The organism is Filifactor villosus (assembly GCF_042652965.1).
Lineage (GTDB): Bacteria > Bacillota > Clostridia > Peptostreptococcales > Filifactoraceae > Filifactor > Filifactor villosus.
The window spans coordinates 20726-43709 of sequence record NZ_JBHSHL010000052.1; the positions used below are offsets into that span (position 1 = coordinate 20726).

At 42.1% G+C, this 22984-nt stretch carries 20 protein-coding genes and 2 tRNA genes; 5 read left to right on the plus strand and 17 right to left on the minus strand.

Features of this window, described 5'->3' with window-relative positions; genetic code table 11:
- The first annotated feature begins 73 nt into the window (after positions 1-73).
- The 4 genes from ACFO4R_RS10875 to ACFO4R_RS10890 all read left to right on the plus strand — a co-directional run bounded on the left by ACFO4R_RS10875 (position 74) and on the right by ACFO4R_RS10890 (position 4192).
- Positions 74-829, plus strand: a complete 756-nt coding sequence (locus ACFO4R_RS10875; RefSeq protein WP_379789161.1) for a DNA adenine methylase — start codon at positions 74-76, stop codon at positions 827-829.
- A 120-nt stretch (positions 830-949) separates the two neighbouring features.
- On the plus strand, positions 950-1168 hold the full coding sequence (locus tag ACFO4R_RS10880) for a hypothetical protein (protein WP_379789163.1): 219 nt from the start codon (positions 950-952) through the stop codon (positions 1166-1168).
- Between the two features lie 376 nt (positions 1169-1544).
- A complete protein-coding gene (locus tag ACFO4R_RS10885) occupies positions 1545-2294 on the plus strand; it encodes an ABC transporter ATP-binding protein (RefSeq protein ID WP_379789165.1) in 750 nt (249 codons plus the stop codon).
- A gap of 5 nt (positions 2295-2299) precedes the next feature.
- Positions 2300-4192: a hypothetical protein gene (locus tag ACFO4R_RS10890; protein WP_379789166.1), complete on the plus strand. Its 1893-nt coding sequence runs from the start codon at positions 2300-2302 to the stop codon at positions 4190-4192.
- 1252 nt (positions 4193-5444) lie between these two features.
- Here ACFO4R_RS10890 and ACFO4R_RS10895 read toward each other — a convergent pair.
- The 3 genes from ACFO4R_RS10895 to ACFO4R_RS10905 all read right to left on the minus strand — a co-directional run bounded on the left by ACFO4R_RS10895 (position 5445) and on the right by ACFO4R_RS10905 (position 8816).
- Complete coding sequence (locus ACFO4R_RS10895; protein WP_379789168.1) at positions 5445-6920, minus strand: C69 family dipeptidase; 1476 nt, start codon at positions 6918-6920, stop codon at positions 5445-5447.
- Between the two features lie 604 nt (positions 6921-7524).
- Positions 7525-8382, minus strand: a complete 858-nt coding sequence (locus tag ACFO4R_RS10900) for a copper amine oxidase N-terminal domain-containing protein (protein ID WP_379789169.1) — start codon at positions 8380-8382, stop codon at positions 7525-7527.
- 131 nt (positions 8383-8513) lie between these two features.
- Positions 8514-8816 carry a cysteine-rich small domain-containing protein gene (locus ACFO4R_RS10905; protein ID WP_379789170.1) on the minus strand — a complete coding sequence of 101 codons (303 nt, stop codon included), beginning with the start codon at positions 8814-8816 and terminating at the stop codon, positions 8514-8516.
- Positions 8817-9355: 539 nt separating this feature from the next.
- On the opposite strand from ACFO4R_RS10905, the gene ACFO4R_RS10910 reads away from it, so the two are divergent.
- On the plus strand, positions 9356-10258 hold the full coding sequence (locus ACFO4R_RS10910) for an NAD-dependent epimerase/dehydratase family protein (RefSeq protein WP_379789172.1): 903 nt from the start codon (positions 9356-9358) through the stop codon (positions 10256-10258).
- A gap of 597 nt (positions 10259-10855) precedes the next feature.
- On the opposite strand, the gene ACFO4R_RS10915 is transcribed toward ACFO4R_RS10910, so the two are convergent.
- The 14 genes from ACFO4R_RS10915 to ACFO4R_RS10980 form a co-directional block, all read right to left on the minus strand.
- Positions 10856-12091, minus strand: coding sequence for a zinc ribbon domain-containing protein (locus tag ACFO4R_RS10915; RefSeq protein ID WP_379789174.1), 1236 nt, complete (start codon positions 12089-12091; stop codon positions 10856-10858).
- Positions 12092-12353: 262 nt separating this feature from the next.
- Positions 12354-12572 carry a helix-turn-helix transcriptional regulator gene (locus ACFO4R_RS10920; protein WP_379789176.1) on the minus strand — a complete coding sequence of 73 codons (219 nt, stop codon included), beginning with the start codon at positions 12570-12572 and terminating at the stop codon, positions 12354-12356.
- Positions 12563-12898, minus strand: coding sequence for a DUF6442 family protein (locus ACFO4R_RS10925; protein WP_379789177.1), 336 nt, complete (start codon positions 12896-12898; stop codon positions 12563-12565). Before ACFO4R_RS10925 ends, ACFO4R_RS10920 begins: the two co-directional genes overlap by 10 nt.
- 227 nt (positions 12899-13125) lie before the next feature.
- Positions 13126-14226 carry an NADH:ubiquinone reductase (Na(+)-transporting) subunit F gene (locus ACFO4R_RS10930; RefSeq protein WP_379789179.1) on the minus strand — a complete coding sequence of 367 codons (1101 nt, stop codon included), beginning with the start codon at positions 14224-14226 and terminating at the stop codon, positions 13126-13128.
- 13 nt (positions 14227-14239) lie between these two features.
- Entirely contained in the window at positions 14240-14827 is a 588-nt protein-coding gene (locus ACFO4R_RS10935) for an NADH:ubiquinone reductase (Na(+)-transporting) subunit E (protein WP_379789180.1), read from the minus strand.
- A complete protein-coding gene (locus ACFO4R_RS10940; protein WP_379789181.1) occupies positions 14827-15441 on the minus strand; it encodes an NADH:ubiquinone reductase (Na(+)-transporting) subunit D in 615 nt (204 codons plus the stop codon). The genes ACFO4R_RS10935 and ACFO4R_RS10940 overlap by 1 nt, the downstream gene beginning before the upstream one ends.
- A 1-nt stretch (position 15442) precedes the next feature.
- Positions 15443-16081 (minus strand): FMN-binding protein, encoded by a 639-nt coding sequence (locus tag ACFO4R_RS10945; protein WP_379789182.1) that lies wholly within the window; start codon positions 16079-16081, stop codon positions 15443-15445.
- Entirely contained in the window at positions 16074-17048 is a 975-nt protein-coding gene (locus ACFO4R_RS10950; RefSeq protein WP_379789183.1) for an RnfABCDGE type electron transport complex subunit D, read from the minus strand. Before ACFO4R_RS10950 ends, ACFO4R_RS10945 begins: the two co-directional genes overlap by 8 nt.
- Before the next feature lie 354 nt (positions 17049-17402).
- Positions 17403-17478, minus strand: a tRNA-Phe gene (locus tag ACFO4R_RS10955).
- A 44-nt stretch (positions 17479-17522) separates the two neighbouring features.
- A tRNA-Ile gene (locus ACFO4R_RS10960) sits at positions 17523-17599 on the minus strand.
- A 156-nt stretch (positions 17600-17755) separates the two neighbouring features.
- Complete coding sequence (gene abc-f, locus ACFO4R_RS10965; protein ID WP_379789184.1) at positions 17756-19240, minus strand: ribosomal protection-like ABC-F family protein; 1485 nt, start codon at positions 19238-19240, stop codon at positions 17756-17758.
- Between the two features lie 495 nt (positions 19241-19735).
- The gene (locus ACFO4R_RS10970) at positions 19736-21112 is read right to left on the minus strand and encodes an ABC transporter ATP-binding protein (RefSeq protein ID WP_379789185.1); all 1377 of its coding nucleotides are present in this window, start codon (positions 21110-21112) and stop codon (positions 19736-19738) included.
- A complete protein-coding gene (locus tag ACFO4R_RS10975; RefSeq protein ID WP_379789186.1) occupies positions 21105-21800 on the minus strand; it encodes an energy-coupling factor transporter transmembrane component T in 696 nt (231 codons plus the stop codon). Before ACFO4R_RS10975 ends, ACFO4R_RS10970 begins: the two co-directional genes overlap by 8 nt.
- Before the next feature lie 61 nt (positions 21801-21861).
- Positions 21862-22446, minus strand: a complete 585-nt coding sequence (locus ACFO4R_RS10980; RefSeq protein ID WP_379789187.1) for an MptD family putative ECF transporter S component — start codon at positions 22444-22446, stop codon at positions 21862-21864.
- Positions 22447-22984: the final 538 nt, after the last annotated feature.

Here is a 22984-nt window from a genome sequence, read left to right on the forward strand (position 1 = left end):
TAAAGAGTAATGAATTCTTTATTGCTCTTTTTTTAACCTCAAAAAGAACATATGTTCAAAGAAAGGAGACACAATGATAATAAAACCACCAATCTCCCGCCTGGGAGGGAAATCAAGGTTAAAGGAGACAATTATTTCGATGTTGCCGGAGCACGATTGTTATGTAGAAGTGTCCGCGGGTGCTGCATGGGTCTATTTTTCGAAGGACCCTTCTGCAGTGGAAGTAGTAAATGACAAAGATGAGGAGCTAATCAATCTCTTTAAAGTCTTGAAATATCACGAAAAGGAGCTTGAAAGGCTTTTGAACTATGAGTTCAGTGCAAGGGATAGTTTTGAAAGATACAAGCAAGATAAGCGATTTAAAGAGAATATGACAGATATCCAGAGAGCTGTCCGTTTCCTCTATTTGATATCTCAATCTTTTGCCAGCCGAGGAAATACCTACGGATATGCTCCGTCAAAAATTCCTTCACAGAAGATATTTCAAGAATCTTTCAAAGAGGTTCACGAGCGTTTAAAGAACACCTATGTAGAAAACTTAGATTTTGAGACTGTTATAGAGAAATATGATCGAGAATATACAGTATTCTTCTGCGATCCGCCCTATATCGACGTAACCGGATATGAAGTTGAGTTTAAAAAAGATGATCACGTCCGGTTAGCTGAAACTTTACACCGTGCAAAAGGCAAGTTTCTACTAACCATCAATGACCATCCTCTCTCGCGTCAATTATATCATAATTACAGAATAAAAGAAGTAGAAACGATGTATTCCGCTTCAAAAACTTCCAATAAAAAAGTGAAGGAGCTGATCATAACCAACTATTAATTATGAAAGATCATCTTTCAAAAAATCTTTCATAATCTTTCACAAAAAAAGCGCCCTAAAATTCGCTTTATTTATACTCAAAATCGACTATAATATAAAGAAGAAAAGAGCGCTTTTTTTGTGAAAATCGCATTGCCAACTAAAATGCAAAATTTTGCCAAGAATATTGCACGGCTACAATTTGAAACAATGGGAAAAGATCAAATTTTAATGAATGTATTGTCAACATTTTTGGTAAGTAATATACCGACAATAGTTTTGCTAACTTTATATTTTGGAATTAGAGAGAGAATGAAAATACGCTCTGAAATTGATAAAATGAATATCAAAGACTTATAAGTAAATGATTTAACCAATAACATTTAGAAACAGTAGATCGAATAGGTTTACTGTTTCTTTGTTGTTCAAATTCCAAAAGAAAAAGCGTCCATAAATATATTAAGATAGTACTTGACAAAACACTCCCTGGATGTTAAGTATGGATTATGGATAATTCTACTTCATATACTGATTCCATTTTATTCAGTGATATTCTGATGGTAATTATATAAATAATTCCATGTTATCTGATAGACATATGTAAATATGGGAATGAACGTTGTTGCGAATCATTTAAAAATCGTAAAAATTAGAAGAATACTAAGACAAGCTTAAGGAATCATAAGTTAAGTGATATAGAATCTATGTAGTGTAGATATTAGGAGGGCTGATGAAAATGAATAAAATAGAAATTTGTAATTTAAAGAAATCAGTGGGAGAGAGAAACTCTTCCAAAAATATCTTATCCGACATCACTTTAACTATTTTAGAAGGTGAAATTTTTTGTATCATGGGATCATCTGGGAGCGGAAAAAGTACATTGCTTCGCATACTGGGGGGAATGGACAACATAAGTGGAGGAGAGGTTGAATTTTTTGGGAGAAAGATGTCTTGTTTTAGGGAGGGCGACTATGAAAATCATCGTAGGGAAGATGTGGGCTATATTTTTCAAGATTTTAATCTATTAGAAGGTTTGACAATTAAAGAAAACATCATTCTGCCATTGACTCTAAATCAAAATTATAAATTGGAATTAATAGAGGAAAGGTATAAAAAAATCTCAAATTACTTAGATATAGAAAGATTTCAAAATAATATGCCGGATACGGTGTCAGGCGGTGAACAGCAAAGGGCTGCGATTGCTCGTGCTGTTATAAAATATCCTAAAGTTGTTCTGGCAGATGAGCCAACAGGAAGTCTTGATCGTGTGAACACAAAATTATTTTTAAAAATGATTAAAGCCGTAAATGCTGATTTTAATACCTCTGTAATATTGGTTACTCATGATACATTTGTAGCCAGTAACTGCGATAAAGTAGCGTTTCTCGAAGAGGGAAAAATTAAGAACGTTTTATGTAAAACTGATTTTCCGAAAAATTTCCATGAAGAAATTATAAAAATATTTACAGACACAGAAGAGAGGTGATCTGAATGAATACCGAGCTAAATAAAATATTTGACTTTAGAAAACACTATAATTCGTTCTTGCTGTTCAGTGTTTTGGTTGCCGTATTTCATATGTTCATACAGCTTAATTTTAATAGCGGTGTCATGAATATTATGAGTGAAGTAGAATATACAATACCTGTATGGTTTACATCGTTAAATATAATTATGGTACTGTTTTTGTTTATATATCAATATTATCTTAGTGCATATATTTTTGATGAACAGGTAAAAAGCTATGGGATTTTATTTGGAATGGGTGTCGACAGAAAAACTTTTTGTAAATTTTTATATAAAAAATGGTGCTATTTTTTCTTTATCTCTGTAATTGGCGGAATTATATTGGGAACAATTATGTATGTACTTGTTTTTAACCTACTTGAGATAAATAACGATAGCCCTATAAAAGATATGTCCATTGGGGGATATATCTTAACCTTTGTTATTGTTTTTATAACATATATTATTAATATATTTCTTAGAATTCGATTTGTCCGATTAGCTAATATCTATAGATTACTTTGTTATGAAAGAAAAGAGAAAAAAACAAAATATCCCCAAATATGTGCTTTGTTGGGGATAATGTTTATTTCTATAGGGATCTATTTTCTAAGGGTTTATCAAACGAATTCATATGGGCTACTGAATGCATTAGTACCTATAGTTTGTTTTGTTTTTTCAGCATACCTACTGATTATTAGTTTTTCAACATGGTATGAACAAATCATATCTTTTTTTACAAAAAAATACCTGAAAAGACTATTCTTTCTTTCTCAGCTAAGAGTGGATTACAAGAAATATTCCAAGCTGTTGATTTTGTGTGCAATAAGTATTATTTTAGGTCTATATATTTTGTTTATGAATCTCTTTATGGTAATAGCGCCTGAAAATTACGATGTTGAAAATCCTTATGATTTTATTGTAACTATAGGAGATATTACAAATCATGATATAGCAAACATACAAAAATTTGAACAAAATTTTTTGGATTTGATTCAAAAATCTCGATTAATAGACCTTCAAGAAGCAAAAATTAAGTGGGAAAATAATATCTACGATTATCCCATAAATATTATGCCGGAAAAAAGCTATCGTGAGTTGACAGGGAAAACATTAGATATTTCCAATGATGAGGTTGTAGTATTAACACAAATGAATAAGGAGACTTACTCTATCGGTATTTCAGAAACGAATGGAGTAGAATGGGGATTTCAACCTATTGGAAATACTCAAGCAGATATAAATGAAACAATATATCAATTTAAAATTGTAAAGGAGATATGGGAGGAAGTATACAATATAGAAAAACAAGACAAGAGAACCTATATAATTTCTGATCAGTATTATGAAAAAGTGCTACATGATGGAGGAAAAAAGCAAGTCAAATACTTTGTTGAAATTAAAGAAGAAATTCAAGAACAACAATTAAAACTTATTTATTCAGAAATCGAAAAACTTGGAGATCATATAATAGTCAAATCAAATGTGTTAAATTCAAGGAAAGATCAGAAATACATGGTTTCTATACTGCTATTTATTCCAACTGTTTTGATTTTTATTGCATTATCCGGTTTAATTACATTGAGGATAGGACAAAACCACAGAAAAAACAAGTTTAAATATAAACGATTGCTCTATCTTGGTTATACAAATCAGCAGATTTGTTTTGAATTAAAGAGAGAGATCTTTACATTGTTTGTCATTCCTTTGACAACGGGAACAATATTGTCGGTGGTGTATACCCTTTTTTCAGTAAGACAAATAGAGGGTGTTTTACTGGTTATTATAGGGGCGATAATATTTATATTCTCTTGTATAGAGTATATGTTCTATAAATTGACTATTAAAAAGGCATATAAAAGTATTTTTTATCGATGAGAAAATAGATTGTAAAAACTATATCTTCTGCTAATGAAAAAAAGTTTAATTTATAGAGGTATGTCGTCCAATAATACAATCGGCGAATAGATGAATCTAAAAACACAAAAGATACGTTAGTCGAAATGAACCCAAAAAATTATCAATAAATCAAAAAAGTACTTGACAAAACGCTCTCTGGTACGAAGATTCATCGCTTGCTGTTTATATACATTCATTCAACACCTCTAATACTACTATTCTTTTGAATAGTGGATATAAACAATCTGTGCCCCATAGAAGACAACATAGTTTTTTGTCATCGAAAAATAGATATATCCACACTTCTATTGAAAAATAGTATAAATACTATAAAAACACCACACAAAGGTACACTGCTCATTTTCCTTTGAATTGGATAAAATACAAAAGTTCCTCGGATCAACAGGCTCAAAAATTTCTTCCTTGATAAAAAATGGATGGTATACAGATTTTTCAAATTGTTCGGTATTGCTCTCGCATATACATGCTCTCTCCATGCTGTATATTCTATAATCGACATTTCATACTATTATTCCTTTGAATTGTTGATATAATAAATCTATGACGCATAGAAGATAAATTAACTTTTCGTTGTCAAAAAATAAATATATCCACACTTTTATTGGAGAATCATATCAATCAATACTTTGTACAACAAACATATCACCCCATATATTCAAAGAGCATTTGCTATGTCAATTATGACTTTAGCAAATGCTCTTTTATATTTCATACAGTATTCTTATCTATTTCTTGGACACCTTATATATGATACTCCTATTCTTTTGAATAGTGGATATAAACAATCTGTGCCCCATAGAAGACAACATAGTTTTTCGTCATCGAAAAATAGATATATCCACACTTCTATTGAAAAATAGTATGACCAATTAGAAATTTCAACCGGTGTACCGACACATCCCTATCAATTTCAACTATGCTGCCAATCTTTCGCCGTTGTAATAAGGATGTAAGATAATACTATTATTCATTCGAACTGGAGATATCGCCGATTTGTACGTCGTAAGAGACAAGACAAACTTGCGTGGCTCAAAAGTAAAGGAAGCACCACACAAAAGCAAACTTCCGATTTTTCTTCGAGTTTATAACGCGCAAAAGTTTGTCCTGTCAACGTTTTCGTAAGTTTCATCCTTCCTACAAAGTTGATTTCATACTGATTTTTGGAATCATGCAGTATTTCTCTTAACTTTTTCAGTCGTTCTTCCGGTTTTTACTTTTTCATAAACGAAGGTACAAAGGCTTCCTTCTTTGCTCTTCCCTCGTTGGATGCTACATAGGTGCTCAATTCTCTGTTGATCCGGCTCGCTTTTTGGAAGGCATCGGTTGCAACGCTGTTGGATGTCTTAGTTGCATAGTCTGCAGCGGCATTTTTTCCATCCTTCTTGTAGATCGCCGCCAGTTCGGCATCCTTTTTCTCCTGCTCCGCAATCAGCTTGTCTTCATACTCACTCCAATATGCCCTTACGTTCTTTCCGAACATCTCTCTGTTCAATGCCGACATCACATTGATGTTTCTCATCGTCCAATAGAAGGATTCGGGTGTATAAAGTTCATCCGCCACCTTATAGGGAGCTATGGTGTCATGGATGTTTCCATAGAAGGGTAGATAAACCGAATGTTCGGCATTGGCCATCGCCATCCACATGACGCCGCCCACATCCTTAGGCAGACTGTCTTTCATTTGGATGATGTGGCACTCCATAGAGGTCGGTGTTCCGATCGCTCTTACCCCTTTGTTTTTCTCCAAGTTTGCATTCTTGTCCGTATCTTCATATCGATATCGTTGCAGTTCCATGATGTCTTTGACACTCAACTTTTTGTCGGGCTTTCTCCACAAAGAGAATACCTCGGTGTCATAAGAGACCTTATTCGAAGGAGAAAGTTTGTTTTGTCCTCCCCAAATGCGGACCCTATCATAGTCTTCCACTGCATCGGAGTAGGTCAGTGCAACGTGGAACTTGCCATTGTGCTCCTTGTAAAATCCCTTCTCCTTCGGCAGGTTCATCAAGTCCTTCGATACGATGACATCGGGGCTCTTCACATCGATCTCGCCCATAAAATAGTGATTGGGAATGACCGCATAGACATCGTCGGGTACTTTTACAGCCGCATACTGATGTCCCGAGAGGATCTCCATATACCAAGTTTCTTCGTCATCGGCAAAAAAGACGATGTTACCTTCCGCCGAACCGTGTTTGTCGATGATATCCGCCGTTCTTTGGACCGCTTCTCTCGCTGTTTTGACATAGGGAAGGACGACCGTTGTCATCGACGCCTCGGACAGACCGTTTTCCACAAGAGGATCGTATTTCTGTGCCGCAGCTCCCGGATCCGCCGACACCGTAGCACTGATGGCAACCCCATATTCATTGAAACCCACCTCGTCATAGATCCCCTCCGACTGCTCCGCATCGCAGATAGCCGTATATTTGAAACTCGTCTTGGGAAGTTCCATCTTAAACCCGATCGAATCCTCGAACATCACGGGAGCGGGATTGTCCTTTCTCGGGTAGACCTTGAAGGTCTTGTTGTGAGCTCCGCTCAGATCCTCGGTTCTCGCAATAATACGACTTCCATCAACGGTGGCGTTCTTTCCCGCAACAAAACCCGTGCAGGCAAAGGAGGATGTAACCGTTGAAAAGGTCATCATCGCCGCCAACATAAGTACAGACATTCTTTTTTTCATAATGTGCCTCCAAACAATAAGTATTTTCGTAGAGCCTCCTGCTGTTCTCCCGTGAAACCGCCACCTTATACAGACACATCCCGAAACATAGGAAAGCACCTCACAAAGGCAAATTCCTGATTCTCCTTTGAGTTTGCAAAAGACGAAAATTTGCCAAACCAACACCTTTAAGAATGTTATATTTCATATAGAATTGATTTTATGCTGATTTTTGTAATTATGCGGTATTTTCATAGTATTTCGCGAAGTTATAGTGTTTTATGACATTACGATCGGATAACAGCAAAAACTCCCTCCTATTTATTATCGCATAGGTGGAACCTTCCATCAATATCAGAACATATATTCGCAATACTCTGTTTTTTGATAGGAGACCTGATAGAAAGAGATACAAGGACAAAACATATGGGTACATCATTCGGCGCGAAGAATAACGCGGCGCCTCCCCAAAGAAAACACCGCGTTGACTTTAGTACTATGATCCATTAAAATGGTCCGGTCATGAAGTTTAAATTCCACGATTACTCAAAATTGTTTTTCGACAATTGTACATTCCGTATACCCGGAATTTCAAACGGAAAACAGTATCAAAGAGATGATGGATTTAAAACTTCTCAAACGGGATCTCGATAAATGTGGAGAGGCGGCGGATCATCTTTTCGCTCTCTTCTCCCATCATATTCTCAATATACTCGATATCCTCATCCGATTCAATACTTGCCTTTTCGGTGTAGTAGACACTTCCATGCAAAATCGTTTTGGTGACAAAGTTGCCCGTTTCCTTATTGATCCCGAAACCCATATAGTACCCATTGGCATTGTCCCCATAGGCCTCCTTAAGCAAAAGTTTGTAGTCCTGGGTGAAGACCGCCACGTCCGTCGGCCAGATCTCATAGTGAGAGAGGACCTTCACTATGATTTCTTCCTTCTTATCTCCCGTCAGATCCATAAATCCGATCTCAACAAGGTCTTTCTCCGGAAGAGAGAGAAGTTTGGCGATCTTAGCCTTGGATACATCCGCCTTTGTCAACTTCTTTTGTAATTTTACCTGCCCCTTGTCCGAACCTATCAGTACACTGCCGGTCTGTGCCACATACTCGACCTTCTCTCCCAAAGCGGTAGCCACAAAACGAAGCGGAACCATCGTTCTCTTGTTGATAAGCTGAGGCTCGACCTCCAACACCGACTTCTTCCCGTTGACAAGCGCGACCTTGTTGCCAAGTTGCAACTGTATCACCGTTTCGCCCTTCTTGACGGTCACCTTCCTCATCTGAGGATTCCAATCCGTCTTGGCTCCCAACTCGTCCGAAACGATCGATATGGGAACCAACACGCTTCCATTGACCTTGACAGGACCTGCGTCGGAGAGAACCTCCTTGTTTCCTACAAAAAGCTGCATCCCAAATACCTGTTGAGGCACCAATACCGCAAGACACATCAATAGTGCAACTGTTTTTTTCATAGATGTTTCTCCTTCCTTACAAAACTGTAACTTCCGTTATCAAAGCGTGTTCGGATTTGACCTGCAACGATACCGAACACAAGTTATTACACTTAATTTTACTGCCTTCGCATCAAAAGGCAAACCCATCACTATTCTTTCTTTCTATCCTCGGCGAGTTTCTGCTTGCTCATGGTCTCCACGATCTGCATAAACTTCTTATTGATGTACTCGTATCCTCCCTTGGAATGAGGCAACATGCACTTGGAACAATCCTTAATCCCGTTTTCCATATAGTGAACATTGCCACCGCACTCACTGCCCAGCATATAGAGAGGACAATAACAGAAGAGACAGTTGAAGTACTCCACCTCCCTGTCCTTATCTCCGTGGCAGGGAAAATACTCACATTCCCTGTTACAAAAGTACGAAAAACTGTTTTTTGTCTCTGCCATTTGATCCTTCCCCCTTTATGTATAGCCTCATAAGGATCTGAAGATACGATCGACGACACCTGCTGCACCTTATGTATCAAAAAATCCGAATAGAGCCTACTCATCATATAATACCTGTGATATGATCGCAATCCGCGCTATGATCCGATCAAAACATAGAACTGTCCGACTTCGTTATCAAAAAAATCATCCCCGCCTCTTGTAGCTTAACTGTTGAAGAGTTTAAACAGATAACAGTATAAAAGTCAAACAAAGACCTTGTATTCTATTTTTATTATACCAAATAGCCTCCCGGTTATTCAATGATAACGGAACTTCTTCTTTTAGAGAAGATTCTATCGCCTCCCCTCTTTAATATCATGTAATACTATTCTCCGATCAAACTGTCAGGGGAACAAAGTATCCGGTTGTCAAAATTGTGTGATCACAATTTTTTTTAACCACACAAGAGGACAATTCTTCCACGGAACAGTATAAGACAAGAACTGTAAAATATAGTATAATGGAGATCAATACAAACTATTATACGGGAGGTACCTATGAAAAGAATTTTGATTACGGGAGGCACTGTGTTTGTAAGCAAGTATACCGCACAATACTATCTCAACAAGGGGTATGAAGTATTTGTTCTCAACCGAAACACGCGAAGCCAGCTCCCCGGAGCGAGGCTGATCCATGCCGATCGGAGTCATCTCGGCAATGCTCTCAAAGGTCTTCACTTCGATGTTGTCTTCGATATCAATTCCTACAACAAAGATGATATCCATCTCCTCCTAGATGCTTTGGAAAGCTATGGAGACTATATCTTCATCAGCTCCAGTGCCGTCTATCCCGATACCGCTCCCCAACCTTTCAGTGAAAACTCTCCCGTCGGCCCCAACTCTTTTTGGAAGTCTTACGGCACAAACAAGATCGAGGCGGAACAAGCGTTGACAAAACGTAATCCCAAGGCCTACATCCTGCGTCCCCCCTATCTCTACGGTCCTATGAACAACGTGTATCGCGAAGCCTTTGTCTTCGATTGCGCTTTAAAAGGAAGAACCTTCTACCTTCCTTCAAACGGCGAGATGAAGCTCCAATTCTTCTACATCGACGACCTCTGCCTCTTTATGGATGTTCTTCTTGAACAAAGACCTTCACAGCGTATCTTCAATGTGGGAAACAGAACCCCCGTCTCCGTTGCGGACTGGGTCAAGCTCTGCTATCAGACCGCTCAAAGGCCTCTTCATACCATCTGTGTATCCGAGACGGTCGACTGTCGTAACTACTTCAGCTTCCATCCTTATGAATACTTCCTCAATGTAAGTGCGCAGAAGGAGCTGTTCAATTACGAAACCCCGATGAAAAAAGGCTTGGAAGCTTCCTTCGATCGGTATTTGAAGTTCCCCGAAGAAGTTACAACCAAGCCCTTTATGGAATTTATCGACTTTTATTTGAAATAAGGCGAGCCTCTTATTCTCAAAAAGTTTTTCCCGTCTTTTGTCGGACCGAAACAAGAGGACCGAAGTGCTCTCGCCTCCATCCCTCCACAATCTTTTTGCATCTCATTCCTCATTAAAAGAAGGAACTTTTATCTCTCCGTGATGTTTTTATTTCACAAGGCTTTTTTTTACAAAACAAGAGGAATGACAAGATGGAAGAAGCGTACAAAGGCAAACCATTGATTTTCCTTTCGATTTGTAAACTACAAAAGTTTGCTATATCAAGATGTTCCATAATTTCATCTTCCGTATAACATCAATCCTGTGCTTATTTTCCAAGCGGTGCGGTATTACCCTATTGTTTTGCGGTTCTCCCCTTCAATATGTCCCATACACAGACACAAAATAATGTTTTCTTTGTTTCAAGCCCGCTCAAATAAACACTTTTAGGAATGACTTTGTTTAAGAAAAACTGATTTTCTGCTACTTATTCGAATTATGCGGCGTTTTCCCGGCGTCTTGACATATTGATATTTATCTTTATTTCCTGCCTTTGATATAAACTGAAAGAGTTCATATCAAAGTCGGAATTACTATGAATTTCAACGTGCCGTTATACTAGTAGAGTACGATCTCGCTGATCACCGTGTCCTTATACTTACTTCCCGGATAGACCGATCTGACCACAAACGAAACACTGTCGGTCTCCACCGGCTCCGAGAATTTGACCTCCTGAGCTTCTCTGACATCTTTCAGATTGAAGGTCTCACTCGAACCGTCGGAGAAAAAAACTTCGATCTGTGAAGGACGCGAGTTCTTCTCATAGACCTTTTCATTCTTATGATAGCCTGCATGGATCACAAAACCGTTGATAAGATAGCTCTTATCGAAGACCAGCTTTACCTCCTCTCCTTCTCCCTGACCTTCGACACCCTCCACCCATGCGGTTGAGATGTCTTTGTCGATCACTCTGTCTTCCTTATGCACAAAGTTCTTCTCCACGAGGTGGGAAGTGGATGAGACTCCTATGACCTTCTCCATACTGAAGCCCTCCTTCTTCTGCACGGTGACCTCCTTCAGTTTTTCGCTCGTTTCCTTTGGAGTTGCAGTCGAAGAACTTTTCAGCCTGTTGAGCTCGGATATAAAAAACTTACTTTCCTCCTGCAACAACTCCTCCCAATCTTCAAACTCAGCTGTCGGTTCATTGCGGTCATAGGAGATGAGGTTTTCCTCATCACGATCTTTGAAATGCCTCCAAAGAATCAGCTTCCCGCCTTCGAAGAAGAAGAGATCCCTATCCTCGTTTTCGAAGACGGAGAGCACAAGTTCACCCTTGTCAAAATAATACTCCCTATTATAGTCCTTTGAATTGGTCCCTTCATCCGCAAAAACCGCTTTGATCTCTCCCTTATCATGATAAATCGAGATATCTTCCGTCGGAACGACCTTTTCATATTTTCCGTCCACAATATCCATAGAGAACTGTCGATGAAAGACACGCAGTTCCTCCACTCTCTTGTCGATCTCTGCGTCATTGACCTTGTCCTCCGTTTCTTCCCTGTCTTGTCCCTCTTCCTTCCAAGCATTTTTTTCTTCTTCGCTCCGAACGCTCTGCTTCTCGTTCGCACCCCCGGAAGAACCTGACATCCTCAGACCTACAAATATCGCCCCTCCCGCAAGACCGAGCACAAGCAGGGACAGCAAGAGGATCAAAACAAGTTTGGATCCCTTTGAACTCTTTGCCTCACCCTCTCTTTGCCCGCTCGATGTTTCACTGTCCTGCACGGAAGCTCCGCAGGCAGTACAAAACTTCGCCGTTTCGGATACGGGACTCCCACATTTTCTGCAATACATAATTTCCCCTCCCCATGGATTTTGATAAGAAAATCATAGCAGGAAGGGAGGCCTCCTGTCAATTCCCACCAAAAAAGCTTTTTCCTTATTCGGACTTTGCTTTTCCGCCTCCATCCGATGGGATAAGTTGCTTCTTATTACCATTCTTCGTTTGAAATGCCGGGTATAAAACATATCCCCTTACCGAAAAACCATTCGGAGGACGATGTACTTCCAAGCATTCCACCCGTCAGTTTTAACAGATAACTTAAGTACCAAACTCCTATTCGTCGAAGTAAAACAGTTCTTCAAACTTCTTATTCAATGCAATACAGAGGATCAATGCCAACTTTGCCGTCGGATTAAATTGTCCCGTTTCGATCGAACTGATCGTATTTCGTGAAACTCCGACCATTTCAGCCAGCTCTCTCTGCGAAAGATTCCTCTGTGCTCGGGCTTCTTTCAGACGATTTCTTAAAATCAATGTTTCATCTACGCCCATACCGCCTCCAAAATAAAACGAAGTAAAAAAACCATAGAGGCGACCGTCGAAGCTATCCATTGCAGCTTATCATGTTTCTCTTGAGAAAACTTATACTTTTGTGAAGAGATTGAAGCTAAAAAGCAAAAATAGATCGACGAAGAGGCATAAAAAGCCTCCATCTGCTTTCCATAGCGGAAGGCTGAGAAAAGATTTAAAACGGAGATACACGCATAGATCGCACTCGAGTAATAGAAACCTCTTCGGATCCCCAGTAACTCCATATATTCTCTCCCTTCGTCACAGGCCTCTTCTCTGCTCTTTTTCAAAATTTGTTCCCTATTCATAACTACCTCCCCTTCCTCACAGGATCTCTTTAAAGCATTCTCCTATGCACAAGCGATATCACTACCGAAACAGCGGATCCGTTGCAAAACCGTTCGGACCTCTTACGCCTATTCTAGCTTCGCCAAGTTTTCTTGTCAATACTTTTTGCAAAGTTTTCTTGTCAATTTTGCTCAAAAAAAGCTGATCGCTTTAGTTTATCATTCTAAAGTCGATCAGCTTATCTCGGTTAAAACTTATCGTAAAGAATATCTTCTTCCGCCAGTCCTTTTTTCTTGAGGACTTCAACGACCGAGTCTATCATCACACCGCTTCCGCAGAGGTAGGCCTCGCAGTCGGGTCCGTTATTGATGTATTTGTCAATCGCAGCGGTAACACGCCCCCTCTCTCCTTCCCACTTCGAACCTTCGGGCACTCTGGAAAGACAGGGTACATACTTGAAGTTGGGCAGTTCCTTCTGCAACTGTTCGAACTCTTCATCGAAGAACAACTCGTCTTCCACCTTTGCACCGAAAAAGAAGGTCGCCTTCCTGTGAGTGAGTTTTTCCTCCCTCATATAACGCAAGATGGACAGAATCGGTGCCATACCCGTTCCGATCGCCACCATGACCATCTCCTTGTCAGTCTCACGGTAGTAGAAGTCCCCGTAAGGTCCGACCACCGTCACCTTCTGTTGTGGAGATAGGTGGTAGTGAACATAGGAGGACACGATGCCTTCAGGCACATGGCCGATCAGGAGGCCTACATGGTGTTTGTCGTTGGGTGAGGAGGCAATCGAATATGCACGGTAGACTTCCTCGGATGACCCCTTGTACTTCCTGCTCATCAGCTGGATATACTGACCCGGCTTGAAGTTGATCTCCTTGCCTTCAGGTAGTTCCATAATCAGATTCTTGATGGTATCGGTCACATTATCATTGGAGATAACGGTGTAATCATATTGTTTTACATTGAAGAGGGCCTCGTCTATTTCGATCTTGAGATCATTTTTGACCTTGACCTGACAGGACAATCTCATATGGTCGGCCTCTTCCTCCTTGGAAATAAAACCTTCCTCCGTCGGAAGCAGGGGACCCGCCCCTTCAAGTACCTTGACCTTACAGAAGCCGCAACTTCCCTTCCCTCCACAGGCGGAAGGAATAAAGACCTCGTTATCCACAAGAAGAGACAGCAGGGAGGAGCCTCCCCTCGCCTCGATTACCTTATCGTTGTTGATGGTCAGCTTGACTTCTCCGTAGTCGTTGACCGTCTTGTTCGCAACGGTAATCAAAAGTGCCAGTATCGCAGAGATGGAGGTGATTACCGCAACGGTTACTATTACATGATTCATGTACTTTCCCTCCTTACTGGATCTGCACGATTCCGGAAAATCCGATAAATGCCAATGCCATGATCCCCGTGACAATCAATGTAATACCCGCATCTTCAAGCCCTGTCGGCAGCTTGTTCTTCTTGATCTTCTGACGGATACCCGCCATCGCCGAGATCGCAAGTGTCCAGCCGATACCCGAGCCGAAACCGAAGGCAAGCGACTGCATAAAGTTGTAATCCCGGATGATCATAAACAAACTCACTCCCAACACGGCACAGTTTACCGTAATCAGCGGGAGAAAAATCCCAAGAGCATAGTAAAGAGTCGGAAAGTAACGGTCAATGAGCATTTCCACCAACTGAACAAATGCCGCGATCGAAATGATGAACACGATAAAGCGGAAGTTCTCCAAGTGGAAGGGCACCAACAGCTTATAGTAAATAAAGTAATTGATGATCGTCGTAAACGTAATGACGAAGGTTACCGCGATTCCAAGACTGTACGCGGTTTTGATCTCTTTGGAGACGGCGATAAAGGAGCACATCCCCAGAAAGTTCGACAATATCATGTTGTTGGTAAATATCGCCGCAAATAAGATTACAATCGGATGAATCGACATTAGGCCTTCCCTCCTTTCGCCTGTGCTTTTTTCGCTACCCTATTTTGTGAGATCCAAATGATCACTGCCAACACAAAGAAGGCGGACGGCGGCATTACCATCAGAGTCCAGTTGACAAAGCCTTCCGGCATCACTCTGAGACCGAAGACGGTACCGAAACCGAGGATCTCACGAACAAACGCTATCATAAGAAGGACGATGGTATAACCTCCTCCATAGGAGATTCCGTCGACAAAGGAATCGGTCGGAGAATTGTTCTGCGCATAGGCTTCACAACGTCCCATAATAATACAGTTCGTGATGATAAGACCTACATAGGGACCGAGCGCCTTGCTCATATCCGGCCAGTAAGCCTTTAAGAAGACATCCATCATAATAACGAAGAAGGAGATGATGAAGGTCTGGATGATCATACGGATGTGCTTGGGTGTATACGAACGAAGCAGGGCTACCATAAACTCGGAACAGGCTGTAGTAAGCATAAGTCCCAGCCCCATAACCAGCGAGTTCATCATCAGGTTGGTCACGGCAAGAGAGGAACAGATCCCCAAGATCTGAACGAGAACGGGGTTGTCCGTAATAAAACCCTTCTTCAACGTTTCTTTTATTTTCATCCTACTTCACCCCCTTGAAGTTTTCTTTGATCTTTATTACATTTTCGTTGAGCAGATCCCGCATCGAACCCGAGGTCAAAGTCGCACCCGTAATCGCCTCAATGTTCGATCCCGCTTCGGGAGGATAGGAAAAATACCTTCCGTCCTGCAAAGCAAGGCTCAAGCCTCTGAACTGCTCCTTGAACCAACCCTCCTCGATACGCCCGCCGAGACCCGGAGTTTCGCTGTGAGAAAGGATGTCCATGCCTATCATATGTTCCATATCCTTGTCCATCGCCACAAAGGCATCGATGGTCCCCCACAGACCCTTGCCGCTGACCGGAAAAGCGTAACTTTGTACCTCTCCGTTCTCCCGATAGACGTAATAGTTGGGTTCGATCAAAAGTCCGGAGGTGTCCATAAAGTCTATGGGAAGCACTTCCACCTTCTCATCGAAGATTTTCTCCGCTTCCTCTGCATTTGCAAAGTCGATGTTCATCGCATACAGGAGTTTCTGCTCAAAGATCGCCTTCTGTTGCAACTCGATCTTATCCTTGGTCCCATAGTCGAGCAGGGCCAGGATCAAGGTCATAACAAAGGCCAAAATGATCATAAATACCGTAGGATACCACAGGGTATCGTTTCTGGAGACCTTAGCCATTTGCAACCGCCCCCTTCTTCTGTGCTTTCTTCTTGTTGTTCTTCATCTTGACCAACTCATCGATCAAAGGTACAAAGGTGTTGCCTATGAGGATGGCAAACATCATTCCTTCAGCAAACAGCGAGAAGCCTCGGATGATAAAGGTCACCATTCCCACGATGATGCCGTAGATCCACTTGCCTTCCTTCGTGGACGAGGCCGATATCGGGTCGGTCGCCATAAAGGCCGCTCCGAACAAAAATCCTCCACTCACTACCCCGTACAGGACAGACTCCATAGCTATACTTCCCGTCACCAGGCTCAACAGGGATCCCGTCCCCACAAAGCCGATAAGACAGGCTACCATAATCTGCCATGCAGCCACCTTCTTGTAGATCAGATAGCCCCCCCCAAGCAAAATAAGTACCTTACTCGTCTCTCCCATTACTCCTCCGATGTTTCCGAGCAGAAGGCTGCTCAGCTCCGTCAGAGTTCCCTCACTTCGGTAACGGATCAGAGGTGTCGCTGTCGTAATCGCCTCCACCATCGGATTGAGCCACTTGGTCAAACCACCCGGAAAACCGGCGGAAGCCTGTGTCCAACGAATTGTCATATAGTTCGGAAAACAGACATAGACGAAGGCTCTTGCCACAAGCGCAGGGTTGAACACATTCTTGGAGAAACCTCCGAAGGCCATCTTCGCAAAAACGACTCCGAAGACGATCCCGACCACTGCGATCCAAAAAGGGATCGATGGCGGAAGGGTGAGGGTGTAGAGCACCGATGTTACCAGCACGGCCTCCGTAACCGGCTTCTTCTCCTTGTAGAGAAAGGCATACTCCGCCAAGATCGCCGACAACATAACAACAAGCTGAACCGCTATAGTCCTCCAGCCATAAAAAAAGACCGAAGCTATTACAAGGGGACAGAGTGCCGTCAAAACCGTCGTCATCATCTTCTGTCTCTTAATCAGATTCTTCAAGTCCAATCTCATCACTCCATTTCTAACTATCAATTTGTACTAAGTATAAATTATATGATACCACATTTCTGCCACATCTACTCGATAAATTATCAAAAACTCAAAACTTTTTTACAGGGCATGGATATCCGAGTGTTTTTCTTCCATTTATGCTATTTTTCAATAGAAGTGTGATTATATCTACCTTATGACTACGAACATCCTTGTTATCTTCTGTTGAGTACAGGTTTCTGATATCCGCAACTCAAATGAATCATAGTATTAGACACATCGATTTGAATCGCGACAAGATAATGGAACAAACCTTGCTTATATTAAAAAACGACCCCTCGAATAAACTTCGAAAGATCGTCTCGCTTGTGGTGCCGGGAGGCGGAATCGAACCACCGACACGAGGATTTTCAGTCCTCTGCTCTACCTACTGAGCTATCCAGGCACTAAAAATGCAAAAAAGCAGCTTTCGCTTGCTTTTTGACTAAATGGTGGGCTTAGCAAGACTCGAACTTGCGACCTCACGCTTATCAGGCGTGCGCTCTAACCACCTGAGCTATAAGCCCACATTCAAGTGTGATCGGATTACTTTCCTATAATATCATTTGATATTTCGCTTGTCAACAGCTACCGAACAATTTCCTGAATTTTATTTGTCATCGCAGGCTGCTTGCCCTACCGCGGTACCGCGGCAGTTTTTCTCTGCATATCGTTCCACAATATCAATAGCGATCCAAATCCACCCTCTTGGTCGCGATCTTCTCCATAAACCTTCTGTCGTGTTCGACAAAGAGAAGGGTCGGCCTTTGCTTCAAAAGGATGTCCTCGATCTGTATCCGCGAGATCACGTCGATATAGTTCAAGGGTTCGTCCCAAACAAAGATGTGCGCCTCTTTGGACAAACTCGCAGCGATTAGGACCTTCTTTTTTTGTCCGTCGCTGTAGTTCTCAAGCTTCACATCGAAAAGTTCCCTCGAAAAATCCAGCTTTCTCAATATCGTCTTACACAGGGTCTCATCGACCTCTTCAGCCATGATAAAGTCCCTCAAGCTCCCTCTCAGATGAAAGGCCGACTGGGAGATGTAGGACAACTTCAAGTCGTCGGGAAGTTGCACCCTTCCCCCGTGTTCGATCTCTTCGCCCAAGATCAGCTTTAACAGGGTGGATTTTCCGCTGCCGTTTCCGCCTTTGATGGCGATGCGATCCCCCTCGTTCACTTCAAAACCGATGTCGGAGACCACCTTCTTCCCGTTGTAAAAACACGAAAGTTCCTCCACCCTCATCAGTTCTTTTTTTCGATAGGGCAGACAGTGCAGTTTGAGGTCTTCTTTACGTTCCACGTCCCTGAGCAGTTTTTCCTTATCCTCTATCGCCTTGTCCTGTCTTCTCTCCAAGTTTTTGGACTTCTTCATCATCCTGGCGGCCTGATGACCGATATAACCCCTGTCCGGCTTTGAACCGGAAACCTTGCTCCCCTTCTTGCTCTTTTCTATCTTGTCGGACCAGACTTCGGTTTGTTTCGCAGCTTCCTTCAGACGTTTGATATCCTTCTTCAGTTTTTCATTTTCCTTTGTTTCAAACTGTTCCTTCCTTTGCCTGTTCTCATACCAGGTCGTGAAATTCCCCGCCTGTATATCGATGGAAGCACGGTTGATGGAGATGACATGATCGATACACGAATCCAAAAAATCCCTGTCATGGGAGATAAGCAGAAATCCGTCCTTGCCTTTCAGATATCGACTCACGAGTTCCCTCCCGTGCAGGTCCAAGTGGTTTGTAGGCTCATCGATCAGAAGAAAGCCTCCTTCCTTCGTAAACATCATAGCCAGCAGGAACTTCGTCCTCTCTCCCTCCGACAGGGTCGAAAAAGGACGGTAGAGGATGTCTTCATCGACCTTCAGCAAACTCAGCTCCTTGAGAAGTCTCCACTCCTCCAAGTCGTCACCGTACGACCTCCATATATCGATGGTCTCCCCGTCCTCCTCTATTCGAGGCGGAAATCGGATACACTCGACATCCTTGAAGATCTCTCCCGTATATTCCAACTCTCCCGAAAGAAGCTTGAACAGCGTAGACTTGCCTATCCCGTTTCTTCCGATCAGGCCGGTCTTCCAGTTCGTGTCGAGACTGAGCGATATCCCCTTGAAGATATCCTCGGTATACCCATAGTAAGAAAACGTGAGATTTCGGATCTTGATCAAAGACATAGTCATCCCTCCTTTGTTCCTTATCAAAAACACAATAGATAGCAAATGAACTATTTTGCTGTCTATTATTATATCATTTTTTTGATATTTATTTAAGAGATAACCAAAAAGTTTTGACGCGAATTAGAACAAGGACTTCTTTTTGTGCCTAATACTACTATTCTTTTGAATAGTGGATATAAACAATCTGTGAGCTATAGAAGACAACATAGTTTTTCGTCATCGAAAAATAGATATATCCACACTTCTATTGAAAAATAGTATAAAGGGCAGATCAAATCAACGATAAACATAATCACATTCCTTTTTTCCCACATATCAGAGCTTTCCCGGGTCAGTCCCACATAATCCGAAAAAACAGGTTCACAAAAAAGAGTCTTTTTTACACGTTTATCTCACGACTATCCTTAATTTTAATCGAGCAAAAGAAAGAACACCGCGTATGTTTGTGTGCCTCTTTCTCAAGAGTCCCTTCCATCGACCGCACAGACCTCTCTAGTCCTTGACAAATTCGATGATCCGACCGCCGCAGTTACGGATGAATTCATAGTCGTGGGTAACGATAAGGACGAGTTTGCCCTCCTCCTTCATACTGTGAATGAAGCGGATGATCTTCATCATAGTTTCTTTGCACAGACCGCTGGTGGGCTCGTCGAAGATGACGATGGGTTTTTTCGAGGCCTTGCACAGGGCGATCGACAACCTCTGTTTTTCTCCTCCCGAGAGTTTCTGAGGATGTACATCCTTCTTGCTGAGAAGCCCGACTTCTTCGAGCACCCTCTCCTTGATCTCATCTTCCTCCGTTACAATCGAGATCTCCTGCCAGACGCTGTCGGTAAAGAGCTGGTAGTTCACATCCTGCATAACGAGGGAGATCAGTTCTTCCGGGTGTTTGAGTTCCTCCTTATCGAAGCAGGTCCTTCCCTTGAACTTCCTTTGCAGGCCGCAGAGGGAGCGGATAAAGGTGGTCTTGCCCACCCCGTTGTTTCCGATAATAAAGTTGACCTCCCCTTCGAGGGAGAAGTTCATATCGAAGACGGGCCTTCCCCTTGTATAGCTGTAACGGTAGTCCGCGCAGAGAAGCCTTTCCTCTGCACGAAAATCTTTCGAAAACACATCCTTCTCAAAATAAGGTCCCGACTTCAATTCCTCTTTTCGTATCTCTTCGATCCTTCTCAGTCCATAAGTCTGCACTGCGGTTTCGTTTCGATCTGTCTCGAGGATCCTTCCGTCCTTCAAAACATAGAAATGATCTGCAAGGTCCTTGAGGTAATAGAGCCGATGTTCGGCAATGATGACGATCTTGCCCATCTCCTTCAGTTTTTCGATCGCGTACTTGAGCTGTCCGATCGACTCTCTGTCGAGGGAGGAGGAAGGCTCGTCAAAGATACAGATATCCTGTTCCATACAGGCTACCGCGGTGATTGCAACCATTTGTTTTTCTCCTCCCGAAAGTCGGAAAAGATCCCTTCCGAGCAGGTGAGAGGTCTTTAGCAGTTGGGAGTAAACTGCAATTCTGCGTTTGATCTCTTCTCTGTCGATCCCTCTGTTCTCCATACCGAAGGCGATCTCATCCGTCGTGCCCGTGCAGTAAAACTGGGTTTTCGGGTTTTGGAACACGGTGGAGACATAATCGCTTCTCTCGGAGATGTCCATCTTCATCAGATCAACCTCCCCATAGGAGATGTCGCCCTGCACCCGTGCCTTGATTACCTCGGGAATGATCCCGTTTATCAATTTGATCAGGGTACTTTTTCCGCTCCCGGAACCTCCGGTTATCACCGAAACTTCCCCCTTCTTAAAGGAGAGATCGATATGTTCAAGAACCCTCTCCCCCTCATAACTGACACTCACATCTGAAATCCTAAGCATAGATACTCCTTATATAAAAATAACTAAGTACGACGAGCAGAGCCATCATCACATAATCCTGTATACGAAGGCGAGTCTCCGATATACTGCTCCTTTTCCGTCCTACGACCATCCCCCGTGTCATTGCCGATACCGCAACATCGTCCGCCGCTTTGGATGAGCACATAAGCAGAGGTACCGCCTTATATTCGAGAATCCTCATAGGATCTCGAAAGAGGTTCTTCCATACAAGACCGTGCATCTTCATCGCATCGTTGATGGAGGCATAATCCTCCCTCGTCGAATAGAAGAAGCGAAACATGACCGAGATAGGGATCACAATTTCATCAGGGAGCTTCCACCTCCGGAGGGCCTCCACCAGATCCGACATCGATGTAGAAACAAGAGCGTAATAACCCATCATAACTCCGGGAACCATGCGAATCACAACTCCCGCTATAAAGACGGTCAAAATACTCAATATCCCTCCATACCTGTCCAGAAGAAAGGTTATCATAAAAAAGGCCAGGAGCAGAGCTGCAAGACCCTTGAAAAAGATCTTGTATCGTTTCTCAAACAAAAGCAATACAAAGGGCAGGAGACTTGTGATGAAAGAAACGACGGGGTACTTCACCTGTAAGTTGCCCGAAATACTGATCGTACTGATGACAAGAGTCATCAAAAACTTGGTTCTGAAATCCAACTTCACTGTTTAACCTCCAAACAAAGGCGGAGACAAAGACTTTTCCCTGCCTTCGCCTCTCGATTTCTTAAACCATACCGGCCTTTCTAAAATGCTTGTTGAGGATCTTGATTCCCACAGTGCAGCCGATGTATCCGCCTACACAACCCAAAACGACGATGGGAAGAAAACTCCATGGAGGAAGAACGGATAGCATCTTGTCCGCAAACTCTTTGCCGTAACCCATATCGATTAGTTTTTGAGCATACTGCTCTCTTCCCATGTAGATAGGAATGAGGTTGAAAGCCGCAAAGACACAAAAGACGGTGTAGGCCCATCTCGAAGCACTGACACTTCGGTAGTCCCCCTTCTTGAGTATCAACTCCGCTACAAAAGCCACTGCAAGTGTTCCGGGAAATACATAGAGTCCGTGTCCCGATACCGAAAACACAAGCCCTACGACGATTCCGAGTATGAGCACCATACCGAATTTGTCGATCTTTGTGCTGTAAAGCATAAACACAGGGGCGGAGATCAATGCCCCGAAGAAAGGCACTACCGGCATAAGCACCGGAACAAAACCCACCATTCCTCCGCACCAAAAAAACACGACCACAAGCAGGGAAAACAGTCCTGCATTGATCAAATCTCTGACTTTAAACTTGTTATTCATAATCTTCTCCTTTCGTCGGGAAGCTGTCGCACAATTTGAACAATCTGTACAAAATCAAATCCGTACAAAGAACAACTTTGTTGCATTCCTTGATTTTATACTATTCTCCAATAGAAGTATGGATATATCCGTTTTTCAACCTACGAAAAATCGGTTTATCTTCTATGGTCGCAGATCGTTTATATCCACAACTCAAAAGAAGAATAGTATTACATAGTTTGTGTATCTTAATAACACATGGATGCATACAGCGTGTCTTTGCGGAGTATTTCCTTGAAAAAATGCGAGCACAAAGGCAAGTTCCCGAGGTTTTCTTTGGATTTATAAAATGTGAAAGTTTGCCAAACCAACATATTCAAGAATTTCATCCCCGATATACCGTGGATCTTATACCGTTGCTTCGAATGATACGCAATTGCTCCTAAGGAAAACCCTGTACAAAGGCAAACTTCTGATTTCTCTTCGGTTTTATAAAACACAAAGGTTTGTTATATCAATGTTTCCAAGAATTTCATCCTTTGTATAAAACTGATTTTTG